Here is a 19,166-nt window from a genome sequence, read left to right on the forward strand (position 1 = left end):
CGGCGGTGCGGTCGGGTGGGGCGTCAGTCGCCCTGCTCGACCTCTTCTTCATCGTCGTCATCGCTGTCGTCGCCCTCGTCGGTGTCGGCGACGCTCAGCACCTCGATCTCGAGCCCCTCGTCGAGCTGGGCGTAGATGACGAGCCCTGCGTACTGCGTGGGCGCCTCGTAGACGAGTACGAGGGTCGCGTCGCTCGAGACGATCGCACCCTGCAGCTCGAGCTCGTCGGCCAGCTCGGTGTAGTCGTCGTCGCTCGCCGTCTGCTCGCCGCCCTCGAACTCGGAGTCGACGAGCTCGCGCACGATCTCCTGCTCGAGGCGATCGAGCTGCTCGGCCGTGAGCGGCGTCAGCGCGCGCTGCGCGGTGACGAGCATCACGTCGCTCTCGAGTTGCTCGTCGTCGTCGAGGGCGAAGAGCACGGCCACCTGGCGGTCACCGGGGAGGGCGACGACGGCGCTGAGCTCGCCGTCCTCGTCGAGGTCGATGTCGGTCAGTTCGATCATGAGGATGCCCCTTCGGGAGATGCGGTTCGGAAGGCCTGGTCAGAGTTCGGTCTCGGCGGGAACGCTGTGCACGAGCTCGGCGACGCCCGACAGGATCTCGTCGGGCCGGAACGGGTACTTCTCGATCTCGGCCTGGTCGCTGATGCCGGTGAGCACGAGCACGGTGTGCAGGCCCGCCTCGATGCCCGCGACGATGTCGGTGTCCATGCGGTCGCCGATCATGGCCGTGTTCTCGGAGTGCGCGCCGATCTTGTTGAGCGCCGAGCGGAACATCATCGGGTTCGGCTTGCCGACGACGTAGGGCTCCTTGCCGGTCGCCTTCGTGATGAGCGCGGCGATCGCCCCGGTCGCGGGCAGCGGGCCGTCGGCGCTCGGGCCCGTAGCATCCGGATTCGTGACGATGAAGCGTGCACCCCGGTCGATCAAGCGGATCGCCTTGGTGATCGCCTCGAACGAGTAGTTGCGGGTCTCACCGACGACGACGAAGTCGGGGTTCGTCTCGGTCATGATGTAGCCGGCGTCGTGCAGGGCCGTGAGGATGCCCGCCTCGCCGATCACGAACGCCGAGCCGCCCGGCAGCTGCTGCTTGAGGAAGTCGGCGGTCGCGAGCGCCGAGGTCCAGATGCGGTCTTCGGGCACGTTGAGCCCGCTCGAACGCAGCCGCGCCGAGAGGTCGCGCGCCGTGAAGATGGAGTTGTTCGTGAGCACGAGGTACGGGGTGCCCGCGTCCTCCCACTGCTGCAGCAGCTCGGCGGCGCCCGGCAGGGCGTGGTTCTCGTGCACGAGCACGCCGTCCATGTCGGTCAGCCAGCACTCGACTTCATCACGTCGTCCCATGGGTCAAGCCTAGGCCGCCCACGTGACCGGGCCGCGTCGCCGGGGTGACCGTCGCGAGTCGCCCGCAGTGGCCGCGCCTGAGAGGGAGGACTATCGTGACGCCTATCGAGGAGGGAGCGTGCCATGGACGGGACGTTCTGGATCGGACTCGGCGGCATCGTCGGGATCGCCGTCATCTCGGTCGTCGTGCTCCTGATCGTGCGGGCGCGCGGGAGACGACTCCCGGCGGAGCCTTGGCGCGACCAGGCGAGGGCGGAGGCGGAGCAGCTCAGGGAGCAGGGGCGCCGCGACGGCTACATCGGGTGAGCCCGCGGCGAGGCCGCGCCCCTAACCAGCCGCGCCCGCGCCGAGCGCCGCGATGGCGTCGGCGACGAGCTGCACCTCGCTCGGCTCGTCGTCGACCTCGGGGGTGAAGCCCATGCGCACCACGACGAGCTGCTCCGAGGGGACGACGAGCACCTTCTGGCCGTCGTGACCGCTCGCGTAGAACGTGTCCGCGGGCAGTTCGGGCCAGCGCAGGCTGCCGTCGGCGAGCACGTTGACGCGCCAGCCCATGCCGTAACCGGGGTCGTCGGTCGACTCGACCGGCAGCACCTCGAGGCTCTTCGCCATCCAGTCGGCGGGCAGCAGCTGCTCGCCGTTCCACTCGCCGTTCTGCAGGGCGAACTGGCCGATCGCCGCCCAGTCGCGCGGCGTCGCCCACAGGTACGACGAGCACACCGGGGTGCCCGCGGCGTCGGGCTCGAACACCGCCGACGACAGCCCCAGCGCACCGAGCAGCGTCTGCCGGGGCAGGTCGGCGCCGAGGCCCGTGCGCTCCGCGAGGACCCCGCAGAGCAGCGTCGTCGACCCGCTCGAGTACTCCTGCACCGTGCCCGGCGCCGACTCGAGGGGGAGGCTCGCGACGTAGCCGGCCATGTCGGGCTCGTTGTAGAGCATCTGCGTGATCGGGGTGTCGAGGTCGTACGTCTCGTCCCACTCGAGGCCGCTCGACATGCGCAGCAACTGCTCGACGGTGATGTCGGCGCGCTCGTCGCTCCACTCGGGGCGAAGACCCGCGTCGTCGAGGGCGATCTCGCCCTGCTGCGCCAGCATGCCGGTGATGAGGCTCGTCGCGCTCTTCGACATCGACCAGCCGAGCTGCGGCGTCTCGGCGTCGAAGCCGTGCGCGTACCGTTCGGCGACGAGTTCGCCGCCCTTCACGATCACCACGCCGCGGGTGCCGAGCGCCGCTCGGTCGGCCTCGGAGAGCTCATCGCCGAAGGCGGCGGCGAGGGCCGCGTCGAGCTCGGCGGACGGCGCGGGCGCCGTGGCATCCGTGAAGGGGTTGCCCTCGCTCGTCACCGTCGACGCTTCGCCGAGCTCAGGTGCCTCGCCCGCGAGCGTGCACCCGAAGCCGGGCGTGTACCAGGCCTTCTGCGCGGCGAGCACGCCGAACAGCGAGCCCGTCGTGACGCCCTCGTCGTGGTCGATGTCGGTCTGCAGGTACGGCACGAGCGGGTTGTCGGGCAGGTCGCTCGCCGGGTCGTCGCGGCCGGCGACCTCGGTCACGGCGCACGCGTTGTGCGCGGCGTACCCCGTGCCGGTGAGCAGCATCGGGCGCTGCCACCAGTACACGGCCACCGCCCCTGCGACGAGGAGCAGCACGACGACGAGGAGGACGACCAGTGTCCTGCGGAGAATGCGCACCGCGGGATGCTAACAGTGCTGCAACCGTTTCCCGTCAACAACTGGGGAAATCCACGGCGGAACGGGTCGATCGATGTGCACCTTCGACGATCGCCGTGCGACGGTCGCCCCTCAGTCGCGAACGGCGGCGACGGCCTCGAGCTCGACGAGTTGGTGTTCCCACCCGAGCACCGTGACGCCGAGCAGGGTGCTCGGCACCTCGTGCTCGCCGAATGCGTCGTGCACGACCTCCCACGCGATGCCGAGGTCGGCCCGATCGGTCGAGGCGACGAGCACGCGTGTGCTGATGACGTCGATCAGCCCAGCGCCCGCGTCGGCGAGTGCGGTGCGCAGATTCTCGACGCATTTCGCGGCCTGAGCGGCGATGTCGCCGACGCCGGCGGTCGTGCCGTCGGCGTTCAGCGGGCACACGCCCGCGAGGAAGACGAAGCGCGCATCGGCCGGCGCGGTCGCCGCGTAGGCGTACGGCACCCCGGTGAAGAGCGACTCGGAGCGGACGAGGGTGACGGCGGTGGGAGCCGTCGGGCCGGCGGGTCGCATCAGCCGGTCACCCAGATCTCGGCGGCGGTCTCGGCCGTCAGCACGATCGCGGTCGACGGGGCGGATGCCGCGGGCGACCCGCCGCGCGCGGCGTCGCCGCCCTTCGCGGTCCGAGTCGGGTCGGGGGAGACGCGCAGGTGCGGGCCCGTGGCATCCGCCCGCTCGACCTCGATCTCGACACCGGGCGCGACGCCCGACGCGGCGAGCGAGCGCAGCATCTCGGGGTCGCGGTCGCGGATGCGCAGCACTCGGCCGCGGTGCCCGGCGGGCGCCTCGTCGAGCCGCACGAACGGCTCGACGACGAGGCTGCCGTCGGCCGCGGGGATCGCGTCGCCGTGCGGATCGCGCGACGGTCGGCCGAGCCGCACGTCGATGGTCTCGAGCAGGCGGTCGCTCAGGGCGTGCTCGAGCACCTCGGCCTCGTCGTGCACCTCGTCCCATGCGTAACCCATCTCGCGCACGAGCCACGTCTCGATGAGCCGGTGCCGCCGCACCACCGCGAGCGCGCGCTCGCGCCCCTCGTCGGTGAGTCGCAGCGGCCCGTACGGGACGTGCGCCACGAGCCCCTGCGCCGCCATCTTCTTCACCATCTCGGTGACGCTCGACGGGGCGACGCCGAGCTTGTCGGCGAGCACCTTCGGCGTGATGGGGTCGGGCTGCCACTCGGTGTGGGAGTACACCGTCTTCAGGTAGTCCTCGATCGCGGGATTCTTGCTGCTCGGCATCGCGCCCAGCCTAGCCGCGCGCGCTTCCGGCGATCCTCACACGCGGGCGAGGCGCTCGATGTCCTCGAGGAACGCGGCGGTCGTCTCGGGGGAGACCGTCGTGCGGGTCGCGCCGATCGCCTCGAGGTAGTCCTCGGTGCTCGGCCCGGCGGGGCGGGATGCCTCGGCGCCGGAGTCGCTCGCGGGTGCGCCCGAGGCATCCGAACCGAAAGCGCCCACCGCCCCGTCGCGCACCGCCGTCTCGAACGCCCGTTGCGAGGCGCTGCGCGCGGCGAACTCGATGTCGGCGGGCGAGAACCCGGCGGTGCGCTCGACGAGGAGGTCGAGGTCGACGGCGTCGACCACCTGCTCGGGCACGTAGCGCTGCCAGATCGCGAGCCGCGCGTCGTCGTCGGGCAGGCCGATCGGGATGACGTAGTCGAACCGCCCGTGCCTGAGGAACGCGCTGTCGAGGGCTCTGATGAAGTTCGTCGCGCACACGAGCAGTCGCCCCGGCTGCTCGCGGAACGCGGGGATGATCTTCAGCAGCTCGTTCGTGACCCCCTGCAGCGGCGACGGCGGCTCGCCCGAACGCTGCGCCGCGATCTCCTCGACCTCGTCGATGAAGACGACGGCGTGCTCGAGCTCGGCGATCTTCGTGAAGGTGTCGCGGAGCGCCCCCGCGAGCCCGCCCGGCTCAGCGGCGAGCCGCGACGGGAACACCTCGACGAACGACCACTCGAGCCGCGAGGCGATCGCCTTCGCGAAGGTCGTCTTGCCCGTGCCGGGCGGGCCGAACAGCACGACCGCGCGGGGCGGCACCACGCCGTAGCGCTCGGCGAGGTCGGGCTCGGCGAGCGGCAGCACGAGCCGCTGCTCGAGGATCTCCTTCTCGCTGCGCATGCCCGCGACCGACTCCCACAGGGTGCGCGGCAGCAGTCGCCCGCCGAGCTCGGCGAGCGAGCTGAGCTCCTGCCGATGCACCGGGATGCGGCGCTCGAAGTACCGCAGCTGGTGCTTGAGCTCGAAGCCCTGGTTCGCGAAGGCGTCGACCCGGCTCTCGTTCTCGGGGATGAGCGCCGACAGCTTGGTGAGGCCGTGCGGCGCCATGCGCTTCTCGAGCGCGGCGAGCATCGCCGAGCCGATCCCGCGGCCGCGCCAGTCCTCGGCGATCGCGAAGAACACCACCCAGCCCTGGTCGTGCGCGGCCCGCGCGACGGCGGCGCCGATGATCTCGTCGGCGTGCACGGCGACGACCGCGTGGTCCTTCTGGCACGAGGCGATGACCTCGCTGAGGTCGTAGACCGGTTCGTGCGACGACTGCCGCTGCGCCTCCCAGAGGTGCAGGATGCCGTCGAGGTCGTCGTTGTGGAACTCGCGCAGTCGCCAGCCGGTCATGGGGTTCTCCGTCCGTGGGGTTTCAGCAGCGTAGGAGACGGCCGGCCGCGGGAGGCTCGTGTGACGCGCTCCGCGGAGGAAACTCTTGCAAGAGTTTCCACGACGGAAAGTTCTGCGGCAGTTCTGCGGGGCGCCCGGCGGTCACGCGCCGGTGAACACCAGCCAGAGCAGCACGCCGTTCAGCGTGATGAGGAACACCGAGGCTGCGATGCCCGCGGCGGTCGTCGCCCAGTGGTTGCGCCAGCGGCCGAGCACCCCGGCCTTCGCGGTGAGCGAGACGAGCGGGATGAGCGCGAACGGGATGCCGAACGACAGCACGACCTGGCTGAGCACGAGCGAGAGGGTCGGGTCGAAGCCGAGCCAGAGGATCACGAGTGCCGGGACGAGCGTCACGAGCCGGCGCAGGATCAGGGGCACGCGCACGTGCAGCAGCCCGTACATGATCTCGGCCCCGGCGTACGCCCCGACCGAGGTCGAGGCGAGCCCCGAGGCGAGCAGGCCGACCGCGAAGAGCGTGGCGATGACGGGCCCGAGCGCGGTGCCGAGTGCGGCGTAGGCGCCCTCGAGGCTGTCGGTGCCCTCGACGCCCGCGAGGTTCACCGCGGCGAGCAGCAGGATGCAGAGGTTGACCGTGCCGGCGATCGCCATCGCGATCGAGACGTCCCACCGGGTGGCACGCACGAGGACGTCGGTCGAGACGTGGGTCGCGGTGCCTGGGGCGAGTTCGGGCGCTGCGTCGGTGCCGCGGCGGATGCCGAAGCCGTGCCAGGCGGCCCGGCGGGGCGCGGCTGCGGAGCCGGGTGCCTGCTCGGCGGCCTTCGCCTGCTCGCCGCGCCGCGTCGCGAAGCGGTCGCGCGAGAGCGCGGAGTGCGCGTAGATCGCGTGCGGCATGATCGTCGCGCCGAGAATGGATGCCGCGAGCAGCACCGAGTTCGCGTCGGCGAAGCGCGGCACGAGCCCGCCGAGGAGCCCGGCGGGGTCGGGCGGGGCGACGAAGACGCCGACGGTGAAGCCGATCGCGATGATCGCGAGGAGTCCGATGATGACGAACTCGAAGGTGCGCGGCCCGCGCTTCGACTGCAGCACGAGCAGCCCGATCGAGACGGCGCCGGTGATGAGCCCGCCCCAGATGAGCGGGACGCCGAAGAGGAGGTTGAGGGCGACCGCGCCGCCGATGACCTCGGCGAGGTCGGTGGCCATGGCCACGAGCTCGGCCTGCAGCCAGTAGGCGCGACGACCCCAGCGGTTGCGGATCCGCCCGCCGAGGACCTCGGGGAGGCTGCGGCCGGTGACGATGCCGAGCTTCGCCGACAGGTACTGGATGAGCCACGCCATGACGTTGCCGAGCACGACGACCCAGACGAGCAGGTACCCGTATTGGGCGCCCGCCGTCATGTTGCTCGCGACGTTGCCGGGGTCGAGGTAGGCGACGCCCGCGACGAGCGCGGGGCCGATCAGCCAGGCGACGCGGGGCACGGATGCATCGCGCGATCGCCGGCCGGCGGTGTCGGCTGCGTTCGGGGCGGGAGCGGCGGCGGCCTCGTCGTCGAGAGTTTTCGGCATACCGAAACCGTAGCAATATTTCGGCGCACCGAAAAGCGGTCGGAGTCGCGTATCGTTGAGCAGGGGAGAGCAAGATGCTACGTGGAATGTTCGGGCGAACCCGCTCGCGGTCCGAAGAGGCGTCGCCCGGAGCGGACGACGATCCTTACGCGCTCTACCTCCGCTGGGTCGAGGCCGGCCGCCCGCCGCTCGAGGAGGCCGAGCCGGCTGGGCGACTCGGCTTCGCAGGCGACCCCGACGACGTCGCGATGGACGACGAGGCGGTCGACGACCCGGCCACGGACGCGCCGCGCGCGACACCGAGCGCGGGGCACGTCAACGCCACCGGCGCTGCCGACGCGATCACGCCGCCCCGGCGCGGGTTCTGGCCGTTCCGCCGGCGCTGACGCCCACGCCCGCGACGTGCACGGGTAGCGTTGAGGGGTGAGTGACGAGGTCGGCCCCGAGGCATCCGAACCCGAGGCGACGCTGCCGCAGCACGGCGTCGGCCCCTGGCCGGGCGGCGAGGCCGAGTGGCCCGACGACCCCCGCTACGACCCCGAGCTGCTCGCCGCCGGCGACACCCGCAACGTCATCGACCGCTACCGCTACTGGCGCATGGAGGCGATCGTCGCCGACCTCGACGAGCGGCGGCACGGGTTCCACGTCGCGATCGAGAACTGGCAGCACGACATGAACATCGGGTCGATCGTGCGCAGCGCCAACGCCTTCGCGGCCGACACCGTGCACATCATCGGTCGCCGCCGCTGGAACAAGCGGGGCGCGATGGTCACCGACCGCTACCAGCACGTGCAGTACCACGCGGATGTCGCGGAGTTCGCCCGCTGGGCGCATGAGCAGTCGCTGCCCGTGATCGCCCTCGACAACCTCGAGGGCGCGGTGCCGATCGAGGCGTTCGCGTGGCCCGAGCGCTGCGTGCTGCTCTTCGGGCAGGAGGGGCCGGGCCTCTCGGAGGAGGCCGCGGCGGCGGCCGACGCCCTCGTCGAGATCAGCCAGTTCGGCTCGACCCGCTCGCTCAACGCGAGCGCCGCGGCGGCGATCGCGATGCACTCGTGGATCCTGACGCACGCAGCGCCTCCGTCGGTCGAGTAGCGAGCGCGGCCCTCCGTCGGTCGAGTAGCGAGCGCAGCGAGCGTATCGAGACCCTCGCGCGGGGTTTCGAGTCGCTTCGCTACTCGACCGCCGGGGCCGGGAAGAGCTCGCGCAACTGCAGCACGCTCCACGGGCTGAGCAGGTACGGTGCGGCCTCGGCCGTGCGGGCGAGCGCGTCGGGGTCGACCCAGCGCCACTCCATGACCTCGGCCGGGTCGGGCTCGGGGTGCGCGTCGACCCGGAGGGCGACCACGTACACCGGGCAGATCTCGTGCTCGACGATGCCGCTCGCGTCCACCGCGCGGTAGCGGAAGTCGGGTAGCGCGAGCCGCACCGACTCGGGCGCGACCTCGAGGCCGAGCTCGGTGCGGAGGCGCCGCCGGACCGCGGCCTCGGGGGCCTCGCCGGGGGCGGGGTGGCCGCAGGCCGTGTTCGTCCACACGGCGGGCCAGGTCTGCTTTGCGAGCGCGCGACGGGTGAGGAGCAGGCGGCCCTGCGGGTCGAAGGCGTAGCAGGAGAACGCGAGATGCAGGGGAGTGTCGGCGCCGTGCACGAGGGACTTCTCCATCGTGCCGATCTCCTCGCCCGCCCCGTCGAGCAGCACGACGAGTTCGGGGGCGGCTGTGGCATCCGGCCGGGTCGCGACCGACCCGCCGCCCACGACCGACCCGCTCACGACCGAACCTCGCCGACCGCGACCCCTGCGGCCTGCAGCACGAGGTCGCGCACCGAGGCCGCGGGCACGAGCTCGCCGGCCGAGCGCGCGCCCCAGAACGGCAGCAGCGCGTCCGAGCAGAGCAGCAGGGGGGTGTCGGCCTCCGAGTCGGGCAGGCGGCCGTGCGTGCCGAGCACCCACGACGGGTCGAGCGGCACGGTGTTCATCGCGTAGCGCAGGCCCGCCTTCTTGCGGGCGAGCCCGAGGCCGGCCTTCACCTTCGCGAACGGGTCTGCGGGGTCGAAGAAGAGCTCGGCGGGGTCGTAGCCGGGCTTCCGGTGGATGTCGACGCCGCGCGCGAACTCGGGCGCACGATCGTCGTCGAGCCAGTAGTAGTACGTGAACCAGGCGCCCGGGCGGGCGACGACGACGAACTCGCCCGAACGCTCGTGGTCGAGGCCGTAGCGCGCCTGCGCCTCGCGGTCGAGCACCTCGTCGACGCCCGGCAGGGCCTCGAGGATCTCCCGCACTCGGCGGTGGTCGGCGGGGTCGGCGACGTAGACGTGCGCGACCTGGTGGTCGGCGACGGCGAACGCCCGCGAGGTCCACGGGTCGAGCTGTTCGCGACCGTCCTGCACGTACACCTCGAGGAGGCCCTCGCGGCGCAGCGCCCGGTTCACGTCGACGGGCTCGCGCGCCTCCTCGATGCCGTACTCGGCGAGCGCGATGACGGTGGTGCCTGCGGCGGCCGCGTCGTCGAGGAGCGGCGCGAGCGCCGCGTCGAGCTCGGCGGCGGCCCGGTCGGCCTCGGGGGCGAGCGGCCCGAAACGCTGCAGATCGTAGTCGAGGTGCGGCAGGTACGCCATCACGAGATCCGAGCGGCGTTCGCGCAGCAGCTTGCGGGTCGCGCCGATGATCCACCTGCTCGAGGTGATCGACGCCGTCGGCCCCCAGTACTGGAACAGCGGGAACTCGCCGAGCTCGCCCACGAGCTCGTCGTGCAGCGCGGGCGGGCGCACGTAGGCGTCGGGCGACTTGCGCCCGTCGGCGTGGTAGATCGGCCGCGGGGTGACGGTGATGTCGGTCGTCGCGCCCATCGCGTACCACCAGCCGACGTTCGCCGCGGTGAAGCCGGGGCGCGCGCGACGCGCGGTCTCCCACACCTTCTCGCCCTGCACGAGCCGGTTGTGCTGCCGCCACAGGAACACCTCGCCGAGGTCGCGGAAGTACCAGCCGTTGCCGACGATGCCGTGCTGCGCGGGTGCGAGGCCCGTGAGCACGGTCGACTGCACACTGCAGGTCACGGCGGGCAGCACCGTGCCGAGCCGGGTCTGGGCGCCTGCGGCGCCCATCGCGCGCAGCCGCGGCATGTGTGCGAGGGCGCGCGAGGTCAGTCCGACGATGTCGAGCAGCAGCACGGATGTCACGGGGTCGCCTCCGATGCGAGCGGGCGTGCGGCGTGCAGCGCCTCGGCGGCCCAGCGCAGCTCGCCGGCGATGCCGTCGACGAGGTCGTGGGTGCCGGGCAGCACGCTCCAGGTGTAGGTCTCGACGTCGAGGTGCGCCTCGTCGCCGTGGGGGCCGTCGAGCACTGCGGCGAGCGCTTCGCGCAGCACGCCCGTCGTCGAGGCGAGCGGCGGAGCCGGCTCGAGGTGCAGCGGCACGTGGAAGTGCACCCGCCACGGGCCGTCGGCGGGCAGCCCCGCGAGCGCCTCGGGCAGGTCGTCGACGGCGAGCACCGTGCCGTCGGCCGCGAGTTCGCGGGTCTGGTGCAGGTAGCGGGCCTCGACGAAGGCGGCGACCGCGTCGCGGCTCGCGCGCTCGCCGGGGTGCTCGACGTGGAGCGCGGCGGAGGCCTGCACCTTGACGACGCGCAGGCCCGCGTCGGTGATCGACCGCACCGCCCCGGCGGGGTCGGCGAACGAGACGGCGAGGTGGCAGGTGTCGAGGCAGATGCCGACGAACTCGGGGTCGATGAGGTCGGTGCGCGTCGCGTCGCCGCCCGCGGTGCGAGGGCCGAGCCACGCGACGATGTCGGCGACGGTGTCGAGCACGCAGCCGGGCTCGGGCTCGATCGCGAGCCGCACGGTGCGACCGGTCTCCTCGCGCAGCGCCCGCAGCCCGCGCGAGACCTCGGCGAGGGCCTCCGACGCACGGCGGTCGTCGTCGGCGGTCCACGGCTCGCGCCAGCCGAGCGGGAGGGTCGAGATGCTGCCGTCGGCACCGGGCGGGAGGAGCGCGGCGAGCACGCGGGCGCAGTCGAGCGTGTACGCGGCGCGCGCGGGGTCGGTCCAGTCGGGCCGGTAGACGTCGAGCTTCACGACCTCGGCGTGGAACGCCCGGTACGGGAACGCGTTGATCGTGCGCAGTTCGAGGCCCTCGGCGTCGAGGCACGCGCGGAGGCGCTCGCGGTCGGGTTCGTGCTCCGCGAGCCGCCGTGCGAGCTCGGCGGGCAGCCACAGGCCGACGCCGAGGCGATCCAGACCTGCGGCACGCCGCACCGGCCCGGCGAACGTCACGAGCTGCGCGAGCACCCCTTCGAGGTCTTCGGCGGGGTGCACGTTGGTGCAGTACGACAGCTCCATCAGACGCGGGCTCCGCGCAGCACCGAGTTGCCCTCGAAGGTGATGCCCGCGGCGGGCGGTTCGGCGGCGCTGAAGCCGGGCACGGGCTCGAGGTTGAGACGGCCGCTCTGCCCGTAGAACGCGACGGGGTTCTGCCAGAGCACGACGTCGACGTCCTCGACGGTGAACCCGGCGTCGAGCATGGCGTGCGCGGTCTTTAACGTCTTGAGCGGGTCGGAGTGGCCCCAGTCGGCGGCCGAGTTCACGAGCATCCGCTCGGTGCCGTACTCCTGGAGGATCGCGACCATGCGGTGCTCGTCCATCTTGGTGTCGGGGTAGATCGAGAAGCCCATCCAGCAGCCGCTGTCGGCGACGGTGCGCACCGTGGTCTCGTTGAGGTGGTCGACGGCGACGAACTCGGGGGCGATGCCCGAGTCGCGCACGACGTCGAGGGTGCGCTGCGTGCCGCTCGCCTTGTCGCGGTGCGGGGTGTGCACGAGCGCGGGCAGCTCGAACTCGCGGGCGAGGGCGAGCTGGGCGATGAACACCTCCTCCTCGGCGTCGGTCATCGAGTCGTAGCCGAGTTCGCCGACGGCGACGACGCCGTCCTTGCCGAGGTAGCGGGGCAGCACTTCGAGCACCTCGCGGCAGCGGGGGTCGTTCGCCTCCTTCGGATTGAGGCCGATGGTGGCGTGGTGGCGGATCCCGTACTGCGCCGCCCGGAACCGCTCCCAGCCGATGAGTCCGTCGAAGTAGTCGACGAAGCTGCCGACCGAGGTGCGCGGCTGCCCGAGCCAGAACGCGGGCTCGACGACGGCGCGGACGCCGGCGTCGTACATCGCGATGTAGTCGTTCGTCGTGCGGGCGCCCATGTGGATGTGGGGGTCGAAGATTCTCATGTCAGGCTCCGGTTTCGGGGTGGAGGGCGGCGAGCATCGTCATGTCGTCGCCGATGGTGCGCCCGGCGGCGCGGCGTTCGGCGATGAGGGCGGCGGCCATGCGGGAGGTCTCGGCGTCGCTGCGGGCCTCGAGGTCGGCGACGGCCGTGAGCGGGATGCCCATGAACAGGGCCTTGAGCACGCCGTGCCGCCACGTGTGCTGGTCGAGGTGGGCGGCCGCGAAGGCGCCGAGCGCGGCCGCGACGAGCCGCGGGTCGTTGGTGCGCAGCGCCTCGGCGACGAGTTCGCGACCGGTGCTCACGATGGGGGCGGGCAGTTCGGTCGGGCGGTCGGCCGCGCCGGTCGCGCCGGCCTCGGATGCCACGGCCGCCGCGTTGAGGCCGACGAGCACGCCGCGCTGCTCGGCGTCGTCGCCCCAGTGGTACAGCTCGGCCAGTGCCCGGGCGGCGTCGCCCGGCGGCAGCGCGGTGACGAGGGCGAGCACGAGCTCTTCGCGGGCCCGGTCGTCGGCGGTGCCGTGCACGAGGCCGAGCGGATCGGCGTCGGGTGCGACGGGGTCGCGGCCGACCTTGCGGCCCGCCATCGGGAACAGTGCGGTGATCCGCCCGGGGTCGGCGGTCACCTCGGCGACGGCCGTGCTCGTCCAGGGGTGCGTCATCGTTCCTCCAAAGCTCGTCGGATGGCCTGCATGCTGCGCGCCGCGAGTCCCGGCGCGTCGTGCGAGTGGCGGGGCAGTTCGATCGCGGCGACCCCGCGGTAGCCGATCTCGTCGAGCGTGCGGAGCGCCGCGGCGAGATCGAGCTCGCCCTGCCCGAGTTCGAGGTGTTCGTGCACGCCGGGCAGCATGTCGTCGACCTGCACGTTCGCGAGCAGCGGGCCGGCCGCGCGGAGCGCCGCCACGACGCCCTCGGGTTCGACCGCGACGCAGTGGCCGAGGTCGACGGTGATGCCGAGCAGGTCGGGGTCGCCGAGATCGGCGCGCAGCCGCAGCGCATCGGCGACGGTCTCGACGAGCATGCCCGGTTCGGGTTCGACGGCGAGCCGTACGCCCGCCGCCTCCGCGTATGCGACGAGCTCGCGCATCCGTTCGACGAGGAGCGCCCACGCCGCCTCGTCGTCGAGGCCGTCGGGCACGACGCCCGACCAGAGCGACACGCAGTCGGCGTCGAGCACCGCGGCGAGCTCGACGGCCCGGCGCAGGAACCGCATGCGCGGCTCCGCCTCACGGTCGACGAGCGTCGGCCGGTGCTTCACGTGCGGGTCGAGCAGGTAGCGAGCCCCGGTCTCGACGACGACCCGCCAGCCGAGCTCGTCGAGTCGGGTGCGCAGCGCGCGGGCACGGTCGTCGGCATCGCTCGCGAAGGGGTCGAGGTGCGGATGCCCCAGGGTGAGCGCCAGTGCTCCGTAGCCCTTCGCTGCGAGCACGTCGATCGCGGCCTCGAGCGTGTGGTCGGTGAAACCGTTCGTGCCGTAGCCGATGACGAAGCCGGTCATGTCACGTCTCCGCCGCGCTTGCGGGCCGCGAGCGCCCGGCGGGCGAGTTCGACGCCCGCGAGGAGCGCCGTCGGCAGCACCGCGCCCGAGCGGGCCGTGAGCGTCGCCTGCAGGGGGATCATCGCGCCGATGCCCGCCCTGGTGGCCGCACGCGCGTTCGCCGCCGAGGGCTCGTCGAGGGTGCGCAGCTGCGTCGGCAGCGTCGACGCGAGATAGCCGGCCGCCGCGGTGGCCGTCGCGAGGGCGGCGCCGATCGCGCGACCGGTCGACTGCGCGCGGCTCGACGACGGCGCCGAGCTGCCCGCGAGCGCCCCCGCCGTCGCCACTGCCGTCGCCGCGAGCGAGGTCGCCGCCGCCGCGGGCGAGCCGCCGTGCACCTCGCCGCGCGACTGCACCGTGACCCCGAAGGTGTGCACCGCCATCACCGTCGCCGGCACGAGGGCCCGCCCCGGCGAGGCGGCGCCCATGACCACGTCGAGCCCGCGGCACGCCGCCATCGACACCGGCCCGAGCGGCGTCGACTTCGCCACCGTGTTGTAGAGCACGATCGCCGCGACGAGCGGCACGGCCACCCCGAAGCCGCGGCGACCGCCGCCCGCGGCGGCGAGGGCGAGGCCCGCGCCGAAGCATCCGCCCACGATCGCCCGCGCCGTACGCGGGGCGACCCGGCCCGAGGGAATCGGCCGCTCGGGCCGCTCCACCGCATCGAGCTCGCGATCGGCGAGGTCGTTGAGGGCCATGCCGCCGCTGTACAGGCACACCGACGCCAGCGGCAGCAGCCACTGCCGCCCGGTGAAGCGGGCTCCGCCCGCGTGCCCGCCCGCGAGGGTGTCCCCGAGCACCGTGAGCGCCGCGGGGGCGCGCACGAGTTCGACGACGTCGGCGACGGTCGTCACGCGTGCGCTCCGGCCGCGTCAGCGCGTGCGGCGAGTGCGACGCGGTCGCCCGTCGCCTGCGCCCACTCGTGCAGCGCCCGCGTCTGCGCGGCGAAGTCGTGCACCTCGCTGCCCCACGGATCCTTGAAGAAGAAGCCGAGCTCGGGCACCACGCCGCGCTCGCTCGCCGCGCCCGCGAGCGAGAGCAGCCGCGCGAGGTCGAGCACGAGGGGAGCGGCGAGCATCGAGTCGTACGCCGTCCAGATCGTCTGCATCGTGATGCGCGAGGAGAGGAACCCCTCGGCGTGGATGTGGTCCCACGCGGTCTTCACGTCGCCGAGGTCGGGCACGTTGTCGATGTGCAGCGGCGCCACGACCTGCTCGCCGACGAGGCTCTTGAGGCCGCGCGTCTTCGAGGCGAGCTTGCTCTGCACCGCCTCGGGGTCGGCGAGCGTCGCCCCGTCGCCGCCGCCGAGCAGGTTCGAGCCCGCCCACGACAGCACTCGCATGCCGCGGGCCGTGAACATCGGCGCGATGGCCGTGCGCAGCAGGGTCTCGCCGGTCTTGCCGTCCTGGCCGGCGAAGGGGATGCCGCGCTCGGCTGCGAGCTGCTGCAGCGCCGGCAGCGCGAGGCCCGCCGACGGGGTGAAGCACGCGTACGCGCTGCCCGACTCGATCGCCGCGAGCGCCGACACCGAGCTCGCGGGCAGCACCGCCCGCTCGGGGTCGGCGAGGGCCGCCGCGAGCAGCACGGGGTCGTGGTGCTCGGGAACGTCGCGCGGGATCGGCTCGGTCGACGACACGTCGACCACGACGACGCGATCGAGCCCGTGCCGCTCGCGGAACGCCGAGATGTCGGCGGCGAGTCGCCGCACGGCGTCCGCCTGCGCACCCCGGTGCGTCATCGGGTCGTAGCCGGTCGCGATCTCGGCGTCGCTCGCATCGAGGGCGGCGGCGGTCGCCGCCACGTAGCGCGGCGCGATCATGCCGGCGTCGGCGAGCGCCTCGGCCTTCACCCGCAGCGGCACCGTGCTGACGTCGTGCCCGCCGAGCACGAGCTCGCCGAAGGCGGGCAGCGGAACCCCGGCGAACTCCGGGCCGGCGGTCGTGCAGCCGGTCGGGGCGGCGACTCCCGTGGTGATCGCGTGGAGGCCCACGGCGACGACGGTGCCGACCGAGCCGCGGGCGCCGATGAGCCAGACGCCGACGCGGCCGGGGCGCTCGCGTTCATCGATCGAGGTGGGCAGGGCTGGGGTGTCGAGTACGGTCACGTCGTTCCTCCGTGGGGTATCCGTGGGGTGTGGGTCAGCTGGTCCGGCCGCGCATGTGGCGGGCGAGGTCGGCGAGATAGGTTGCGAGGGGGTCGGGCAGCGCGCCCGCGGCGAGCCGGATGCCGAGGGAGGCGTGCCGGTCGATCGTGCGCGAGACCTCTTCGCGGGCGCCCGTGCGCAGCACGATCTCGCGTACCACCGCGGCGTCGGCCTCGCTCGCGCCCGGGTCGCCGAGCACCGCGTCGAGGGCGGCGCGGTCGGCGACGCCCGCCCGTGTGTACGCGATGCGGATGTGCTCGGTGCGCTTGCCCTGCTGCACGTCCGAGAGCACCGACTTGCCCGTCGCGGCCGAGGAGCCGAACAGGCCGAGATCGTCGTCGGCGAGCTGGTAGGCGATGCCGAAGGCGAGCCCCACGTGCTGCAGGCAGGCGAGCTGCTGCGCCGTCGCCCGGCCGCTCGCGATGGCGCCGAGCCGCAGCGGCAGCGCGACGCTGTAGGCGGCCGTCTTGAGCTCGGCGACGCGCAACGGCTGCGCGCGGTGCGGCGGGATCACCTCGCTGCGCACATCGAGCATCTCGCCGACGATCGTGCGTTCGAGCGCCTCGCCCGCCTCGGTCGCGAGCGCGTGCCGCACCTCGAGCGGGGCGGGTGCGCCGAGCAGGGAGACGAGCGCCGTGTTGAGGGCGAGGTCGCCCGCGAGCAGCGCCGCGGCCGTCGCCTGCCGCTCGGCGGTCGATGCGCCGACGCCGTCGGCCCGCCCCGCCTCGGTGTAGTGGCCGATGAGGTTCGGTCGGCCGTGCCGCACGCGGTCGCCGTCGATGATGTCGTCGTGCATGCACAGCCCGAGGTGGATGAGCTGCTGCGCGGCGGCGACCTCGGCGAGGAGCGTGCGGTCGTCGCCGCCGAGCCCCAGGTAGGCGGCCGCGACGAGCCTGGGCCGCATGTGCTTGCCCCCGTCGGAGGCCTGCGCCCGGTCGATGAGTTCGGCGACCGCGGGGCCCGCGTCGTTCGCGCGGGCGCGGACGCGCCGCCACTGCGCGGCGGTGAACTCGGGGGCGTCGAGGGCGAAGTCGTCGACGGCGGCCTGGAGGGGCGTGGCGGGGGCGAGCGGGCCGGCCGCGGCAGGGGCGCCGGCGCTGTCGGTGCCCGCGTGCGTCACCGTTCCTGGCTGCATGAGCTCCTCCGTCATCGTCGACCGGCGCATTCGGCGAGGACGGGCTTTTGCCGCGATGAGGCGGCCCGGCCGAACACCGCGTGTGCGAAGTTGCTCTGCATTCAGCGGCGAGTGCGTGAGTATGAGCATAGGTTCGACAGAAGTTGTGCGTCAAATGGTCAAAAGTTGACATGACAGAGTCGAATGGGGCGCCCGTGGTCGCCCCGGGTAGCGTGGCCACCATGATCGATCCCCAGGCACGAGGCATCCCGGTCACCAGCATCGCCGAACTGGAGGCGATCGTCGGCCCGCCGGCGCCGACCGCCGCGAACAAGACGCGCGACCGCCTCCACGAGGTCGACCTCGCGTGGCTCGCCGCCGCGCCCCTCGCCTTCGTCGCGACGAGCGACGAGCACGGCAACCTCGACGTCTCGCCGAAGGGCGACCCGGCCGGCTTCGCCGTCGTGCTCGACGACCGCACCGTCGCCGTGCCCGAACGGGCCGGCAACCGTCGCGTCGACGGGTTCCGCAACCTCCTCGCGAACCCGCACGTCGGCCTGCTCTTCGCCATCCCGGGCCGCGGCGACACGCTGCGCATCAACGGCCGTGCCACGATCGTGCGCGACGCCCCGTTCTTCGACGACCGCATCGTGAAGGGCAACCGCCCGCTGCTCGCGATCGTCGTCGACATCGACGAGGTGTTCTTCCACTGCTCGCGGGCGCTGCTGCGCTCGCAGGCGTGGCAGCCCGAGACGTGGAACCCCGAGGCCGCCCCGCGCCGCGCCGTCATCTCGAAGGCCGTCGAACGCCAGGGCGACTCGCTCGAGGAGCTCGACGCCTACTACGGCCCGAGCTACGCCGACCGCATCTACGGTTGAGTCCATGCCCGTCATCGACAACGCCGTCTACGTCGACGGCAAGCGCGCGGCCTCGCCGGTGGCGCTCGTCGACACCTTCGAGGCGCTCGAGGCGCACCCCGGCGGTTTCGCGTGGATCGGCCTCTACCGGCCCGACGCCGCCGAGCTCGGCGTCGTCGCCGAGGAGTTCGGCCTCCACGAGCTCGCCGTCGAGGACGCGCTCGCGGGCCACCAGCGGGCGAAGCTCGAACGCTATGCCGACACCCGCTTCGTGGTGCTCCGGCCCGCGCGCTACCTCGACTCCGAGGAGCGGGTCGAGTTCGGCGAGGTGCATCTCTTCGTCGGCGGCGACTTCGTCGTCGCGATCCGCCACGCCGAGAAGCCCGACCTCGCGCGCGTGCGCGCCCGGCTCGAGGCCGAGCCCGAACTGCTCTCCCGCGGCCCGGTCGGCGTGCTCTACGCCGTCGTCGACCAGGTGGTCGACGAGTACGCGCCCGTCGTCGCGGGCCTCGAGAACGACATCGACGAGATCGAGGAGCAGCTCTTCAGCGGCGACGACGCCGTCGCGAAGCGCATCTACGACCTCTCGGGCGAGGTCATGGAGTTCCAGCGCGCCGTGAAGCCGCTGCGCGAGATGATCGAGGCCGTCCGTGACGAGCTCCACGACGACCCCACCGGCCCTGAGCTCGAGCTGCGGCGGGGGTTCCGCGACGTGCTCGACCACGTCATCCGCATCACGGAGCGCGCCGAGGAGTACCGGCAGACGCTGCAGAACGCGCTCAGCGTGCACGCGACCCTCGTCGCGCAGCGGCAGAACGAGGTCATGCAGTCGCTCACCGAGACGAGCCTCGCGCAGAGCGAGCAGACGAAGAAGATCTCGAGCTGGGCGGCGATCTTCTTCGCCCCGTCGCTCGTCGCCGGCATCTACGGCATGAACTTCAGCCACATGCCCGAGCTCGGCTGGGGCTTCGGCTACCCGTTCGCGCTCGTGCTGATGTTCGTCTCGGGCTTCGTGCTCTACCTGATCTTCAAGGCCAAGCACTGGTTGTGATCGGGCCGGATGCCGCGTGCCC

The 19,166-nt window shown here is 72.9% G+C and carries 21 protein-coding genes; 5 read left to right on the forward strand and 16 right to left on the reverse strand.

Translation table 11 applies throughout. From position 1 onward, the window contains the following. Positions 1-23: 23 nt before the first annotated feature. Both ACFVTX_RS11485 and ACFVTX_RS11490 read right to left on the reverse strand, forming a co-directional pair. On the reverse strand, positions 24-503 hold the full coding sequence (locus ACFVTX_RS11485; protein ID WP_386900136.1) for a hypothetical protein: 480 nt from the start codon (positions 501-503) through the stop codon (positions 24-26). Between the two features lie 39 nt (positions 504-542). Continuing rightward, positions 543-1,340 carry an HAD-IIA family hydrolase gene (locus tag ACFVTX_RS11490; protein WP_386900139.1) on the reverse strand — a complete coding sequence of 266 codons (798 nt, stop codon included), beginning with the start codon at positions 1,338-1,340 and terminating at the stop codon, positions 543-545. A gap of 123 nt (positions 1,341-1,463) precedes the next feature. On the opposite strand from ACFVTX_RS11490, the gene ACFVTX_RS11495 reads away from it, so the two are divergent. Next, positions 1,464-1,646, forward strand: coding sequence for a hypothetical protein (locus ACFVTX_RS11495; RefSeq protein ID WP_386900141.1), 183 nt, complete (start codon positions 1,464-1,466; stop codon positions 1,644-1,646). Between the two features lie 21 nt (positions 1,647-1,667). Here the strand turns inward: ACFVTX_RS11495 and ACFVTX_RS11500 are convergent, their stop codons facing one another. The 5 genes from ACFVTX_RS11500 to ACFVTX_RS11520 form a co-directional block, all read right to left on the reverse strand. Next, a complete protein-coding gene (locus ACFVTX_RS11500) occupies positions 1,668-3,029 on the reverse strand; it encodes a serine hydrolase domain-containing protein (protein ID WP_386900143.1) in 1,362 nt (453 codons plus the stop codon). 111 nt (positions 3,030-3,140) lie between these two features. After that, a complete protein-coding gene (locus ACFVTX_RS11505) occupies positions 3,141-3,569 on the reverse strand; it encodes a RidA family protein (protein WP_386900145.1) in 429 nt (142 codons plus the stop codon). Next, the gene (locus tag ACFVTX_RS11510; protein WP_386900146.1) at positions 3,569-4,294 is read right to left on the reverse strand and encodes a metal-dependent transcriptional regulator; all 726 of its coding nucleotides are present in this window, start codon (positions 4,292-4,294) and stop codon (positions 3,569-3,571) included. The genes ACFVTX_RS11505 and ACFVTX_RS11510 overlap by 1 nt, the downstream gene beginning before the upstream one ends. Before the next feature lie 36 nt (positions 4,295-4,330). Further along, a complete protein-coding gene (locus tag ACFVTX_RS11515) occupies positions 4,331-5,671 on the reverse strand; it encodes an ATP-binding protein (protein ID WP_386900147.1) in 1,341 nt (446 codons plus the stop codon). Between the two features lie 141 nt (positions 5,672-5,812). Continuing rightward, complete coding sequence (locus tag ACFVTX_RS11520) at positions 5,813-7,234, reverse strand: Nramp family divalent metal transporter (RefSeq protein ID WP_386900149.1); 1,422 nt, start codon at positions 7,232-7,234, stop codon at positions 5,813-5,815. 86 nt (positions 7,235-7,320) lie between these two features. Here ACFVTX_RS11520 and ACFVTX_RS11525 point away from each other — a divergent pair, with 86 nt between their 5' ends. Together ACFVTX_RS11525 and ACFVTX_RS11530 are read left to right on the forward strand one after the other, a co-directional pair. Beyond that, complete coding sequence (locus ACFVTX_RS11525) at positions 7,321-7,620, forward strand: hypothetical protein (protein ID WP_386900151.1); 300 nt, start codon at positions 7,321-7,323, stop codon at positions 7,618-7,620. Between the two features lie 37 nt (positions 7,621-7,657). Further along, positions 7,658-8,326, forward strand: coding sequence for a TrmH family RNA methyltransferase (locus ACFVTX_RS11530; RefSeq protein WP_386900152.1), 669 nt, complete (start codon positions 7,658-7,660; stop codon positions 8,324-8,326). Between the two features lie 79 nt (positions 8,327-8,405). Here ACFVTX_RS11530 and idi read toward each other — a convergent pair whose 3' ends face one another. The 9 genes from idi to ACFVTX_RS11575 form a co-directional block, all read right to left on the reverse strand. Further along, positions 8,406-8,894 carry an isopentenyl-diphosphate Delta-isomerase gene (gene idi, locus ACFVTX_RS11535; protein ID WP_386900411.1) on the reverse strand — a complete coding sequence of 163 codons (489 nt, stop codon included), beginning with the start codon at positions 8,892-8,894 and terminating at the stop codon, positions 8,406-8,408. Between the two features lie 104 nt (positions 8,895-8,998). Then, positions 8,999-10,408 (reverse strand): alkaline phosphatase family protein, encoded by a 1,410-nt coding sequence (locus ACFVTX_RS11540; protein WP_386900154.1) that lies wholly within the window; start codon positions 10,406-10,408, stop codon positions 8,999-9,001. Continuing rightward, the gene (eboE, locus tag ACFVTX_RS11545; RefSeq protein ID WP_386900156.1) at positions 10,405-11,565 is read right to left on the reverse strand and encodes a metabolite traffic protein EboE; all 1,161 of its coding nucleotides are present in this window, start codon (positions 11,563-11,565) and stop codon (positions 10,405-10,407) included. Before eboE ends, ACFVTX_RS11540 begins: the two co-directional genes overlap by 4 nt. Continuing rightward, positions 11,565-12,443 carry a TatD family hydrolase gene (locus ACFVTX_RS11550; RefSeq protein WP_386900158.1) on the reverse strand — a complete coding sequence of 293 codons (879 nt, stop codon included), beginning with the start codon at positions 12,441-12,443 and terminating at the stop codon, positions 11,565-11,567. The genes eboE and ACFVTX_RS11550 overlap by 1 nt, the downstream gene beginning before the upstream one ends. Before the next feature lies 1 nt (position 12,444). Continuing rightward, positions 12,445-13,101 (reverse strand): EboA domain-containing protein, encoded by a 657-nt coding sequence (locus tag ACFVTX_RS11555; protein WP_386900160.1) that lies wholly within the window; start codon positions 13,099-13,101, stop codon positions 12,445-12,447. Next, on the reverse strand, positions 13,098-13,937 hold the full coding sequence (locus ACFVTX_RS11560; protein WP_386900162.1) for a sugar phosphate isomerase/epimerase family protein: 840 nt from the start codon (positions 13,935-13,937) through the stop codon (positions 13,098-13,100). The genes ACFVTX_RS11555 and ACFVTX_RS11560 overlap by 4 nt, the downstream gene beginning before the upstream one ends. Continuing rightward, a complete protein-coding gene (locus ACFVTX_RS11565) occupies positions 13,934-14,833 on the reverse strand; it encodes an SCO3242 family prenyltransferase (protein ID WP_386900164.1) in 900 nt (299 codons plus the stop codon). Before ACFVTX_RS11565 ends, ACFVTX_RS11560 begins: the two co-directional genes overlap by 4 nt. After that, a complete protein-coding gene (locus ACFVTX_RS11570) occupies positions 14,830-16,083 on the reverse strand; it encodes an inositol-3-phosphate synthase (protein ID WP_386900166.1) in 1,254 nt (417 codons plus the stop codon). The genes ACFVTX_RS11565 and ACFVTX_RS11570 overlap by 4 nt, the downstream gene beginning before the upstream one ends. 34 nt (positions 16,084-16,117) lie before the next feature. After that, positions 16,118-17,257 (reverse strand): polyprenyl synthetase family protein, encoded by a 1,140-nt coding sequence (locus ACFVTX_RS11575; protein WP_386900167.1) that lies wholly within the window; start codon positions 17,255-17,257, stop codon positions 16,118-16,120. A gap of 221 nt (positions 17,258-17,478) precedes the next feature. Here ACFVTX_RS11575 and ACFVTX_RS11580 point away from each other — a divergent pair, with 221 nt between their 5' ends. Together ACFVTX_RS11580 and corA are read left to right on the forward strand one after the other, a co-directional pair. Beyond that, the gene (locus tag ACFVTX_RS11580) at positions 17,479-18,114 is read left to right on the forward strand and encodes an MSMEG_1061 family FMN-dependent PPOX-type flavoprotein (RefSeq protein ID WP_386900169.1); all 636 of its coding nucleotides are present in this window, start codon (positions 17,479-17,481) and stop codon (positions 18,112-18,114) included. Positions 18,115-18,118: 4 nt separating this feature from the next. Next, on the forward strand, positions 18,119-19,144 hold the full coding sequence (corA, locus tag ACFVTX_RS11585) for a magnesium/cobalt transporter CorA (RefSeq protein ID WP_386900171.1): 1,026 nt from the start codon (positions 18,119-18,121) through the stop codon (positions 19,142-19,144). Positions 19,145-19,166: the final 22 nt, after the last annotated feature.

Origin of the sequence: Agromyces sp. NPDC058136, assembly GCF_042884375.1 — a bacterium.
GTDB lineage: Bacteria > Actinomycetota > Actinomycetes > Actinomycetales > Microbacteriaceae > Agromyces.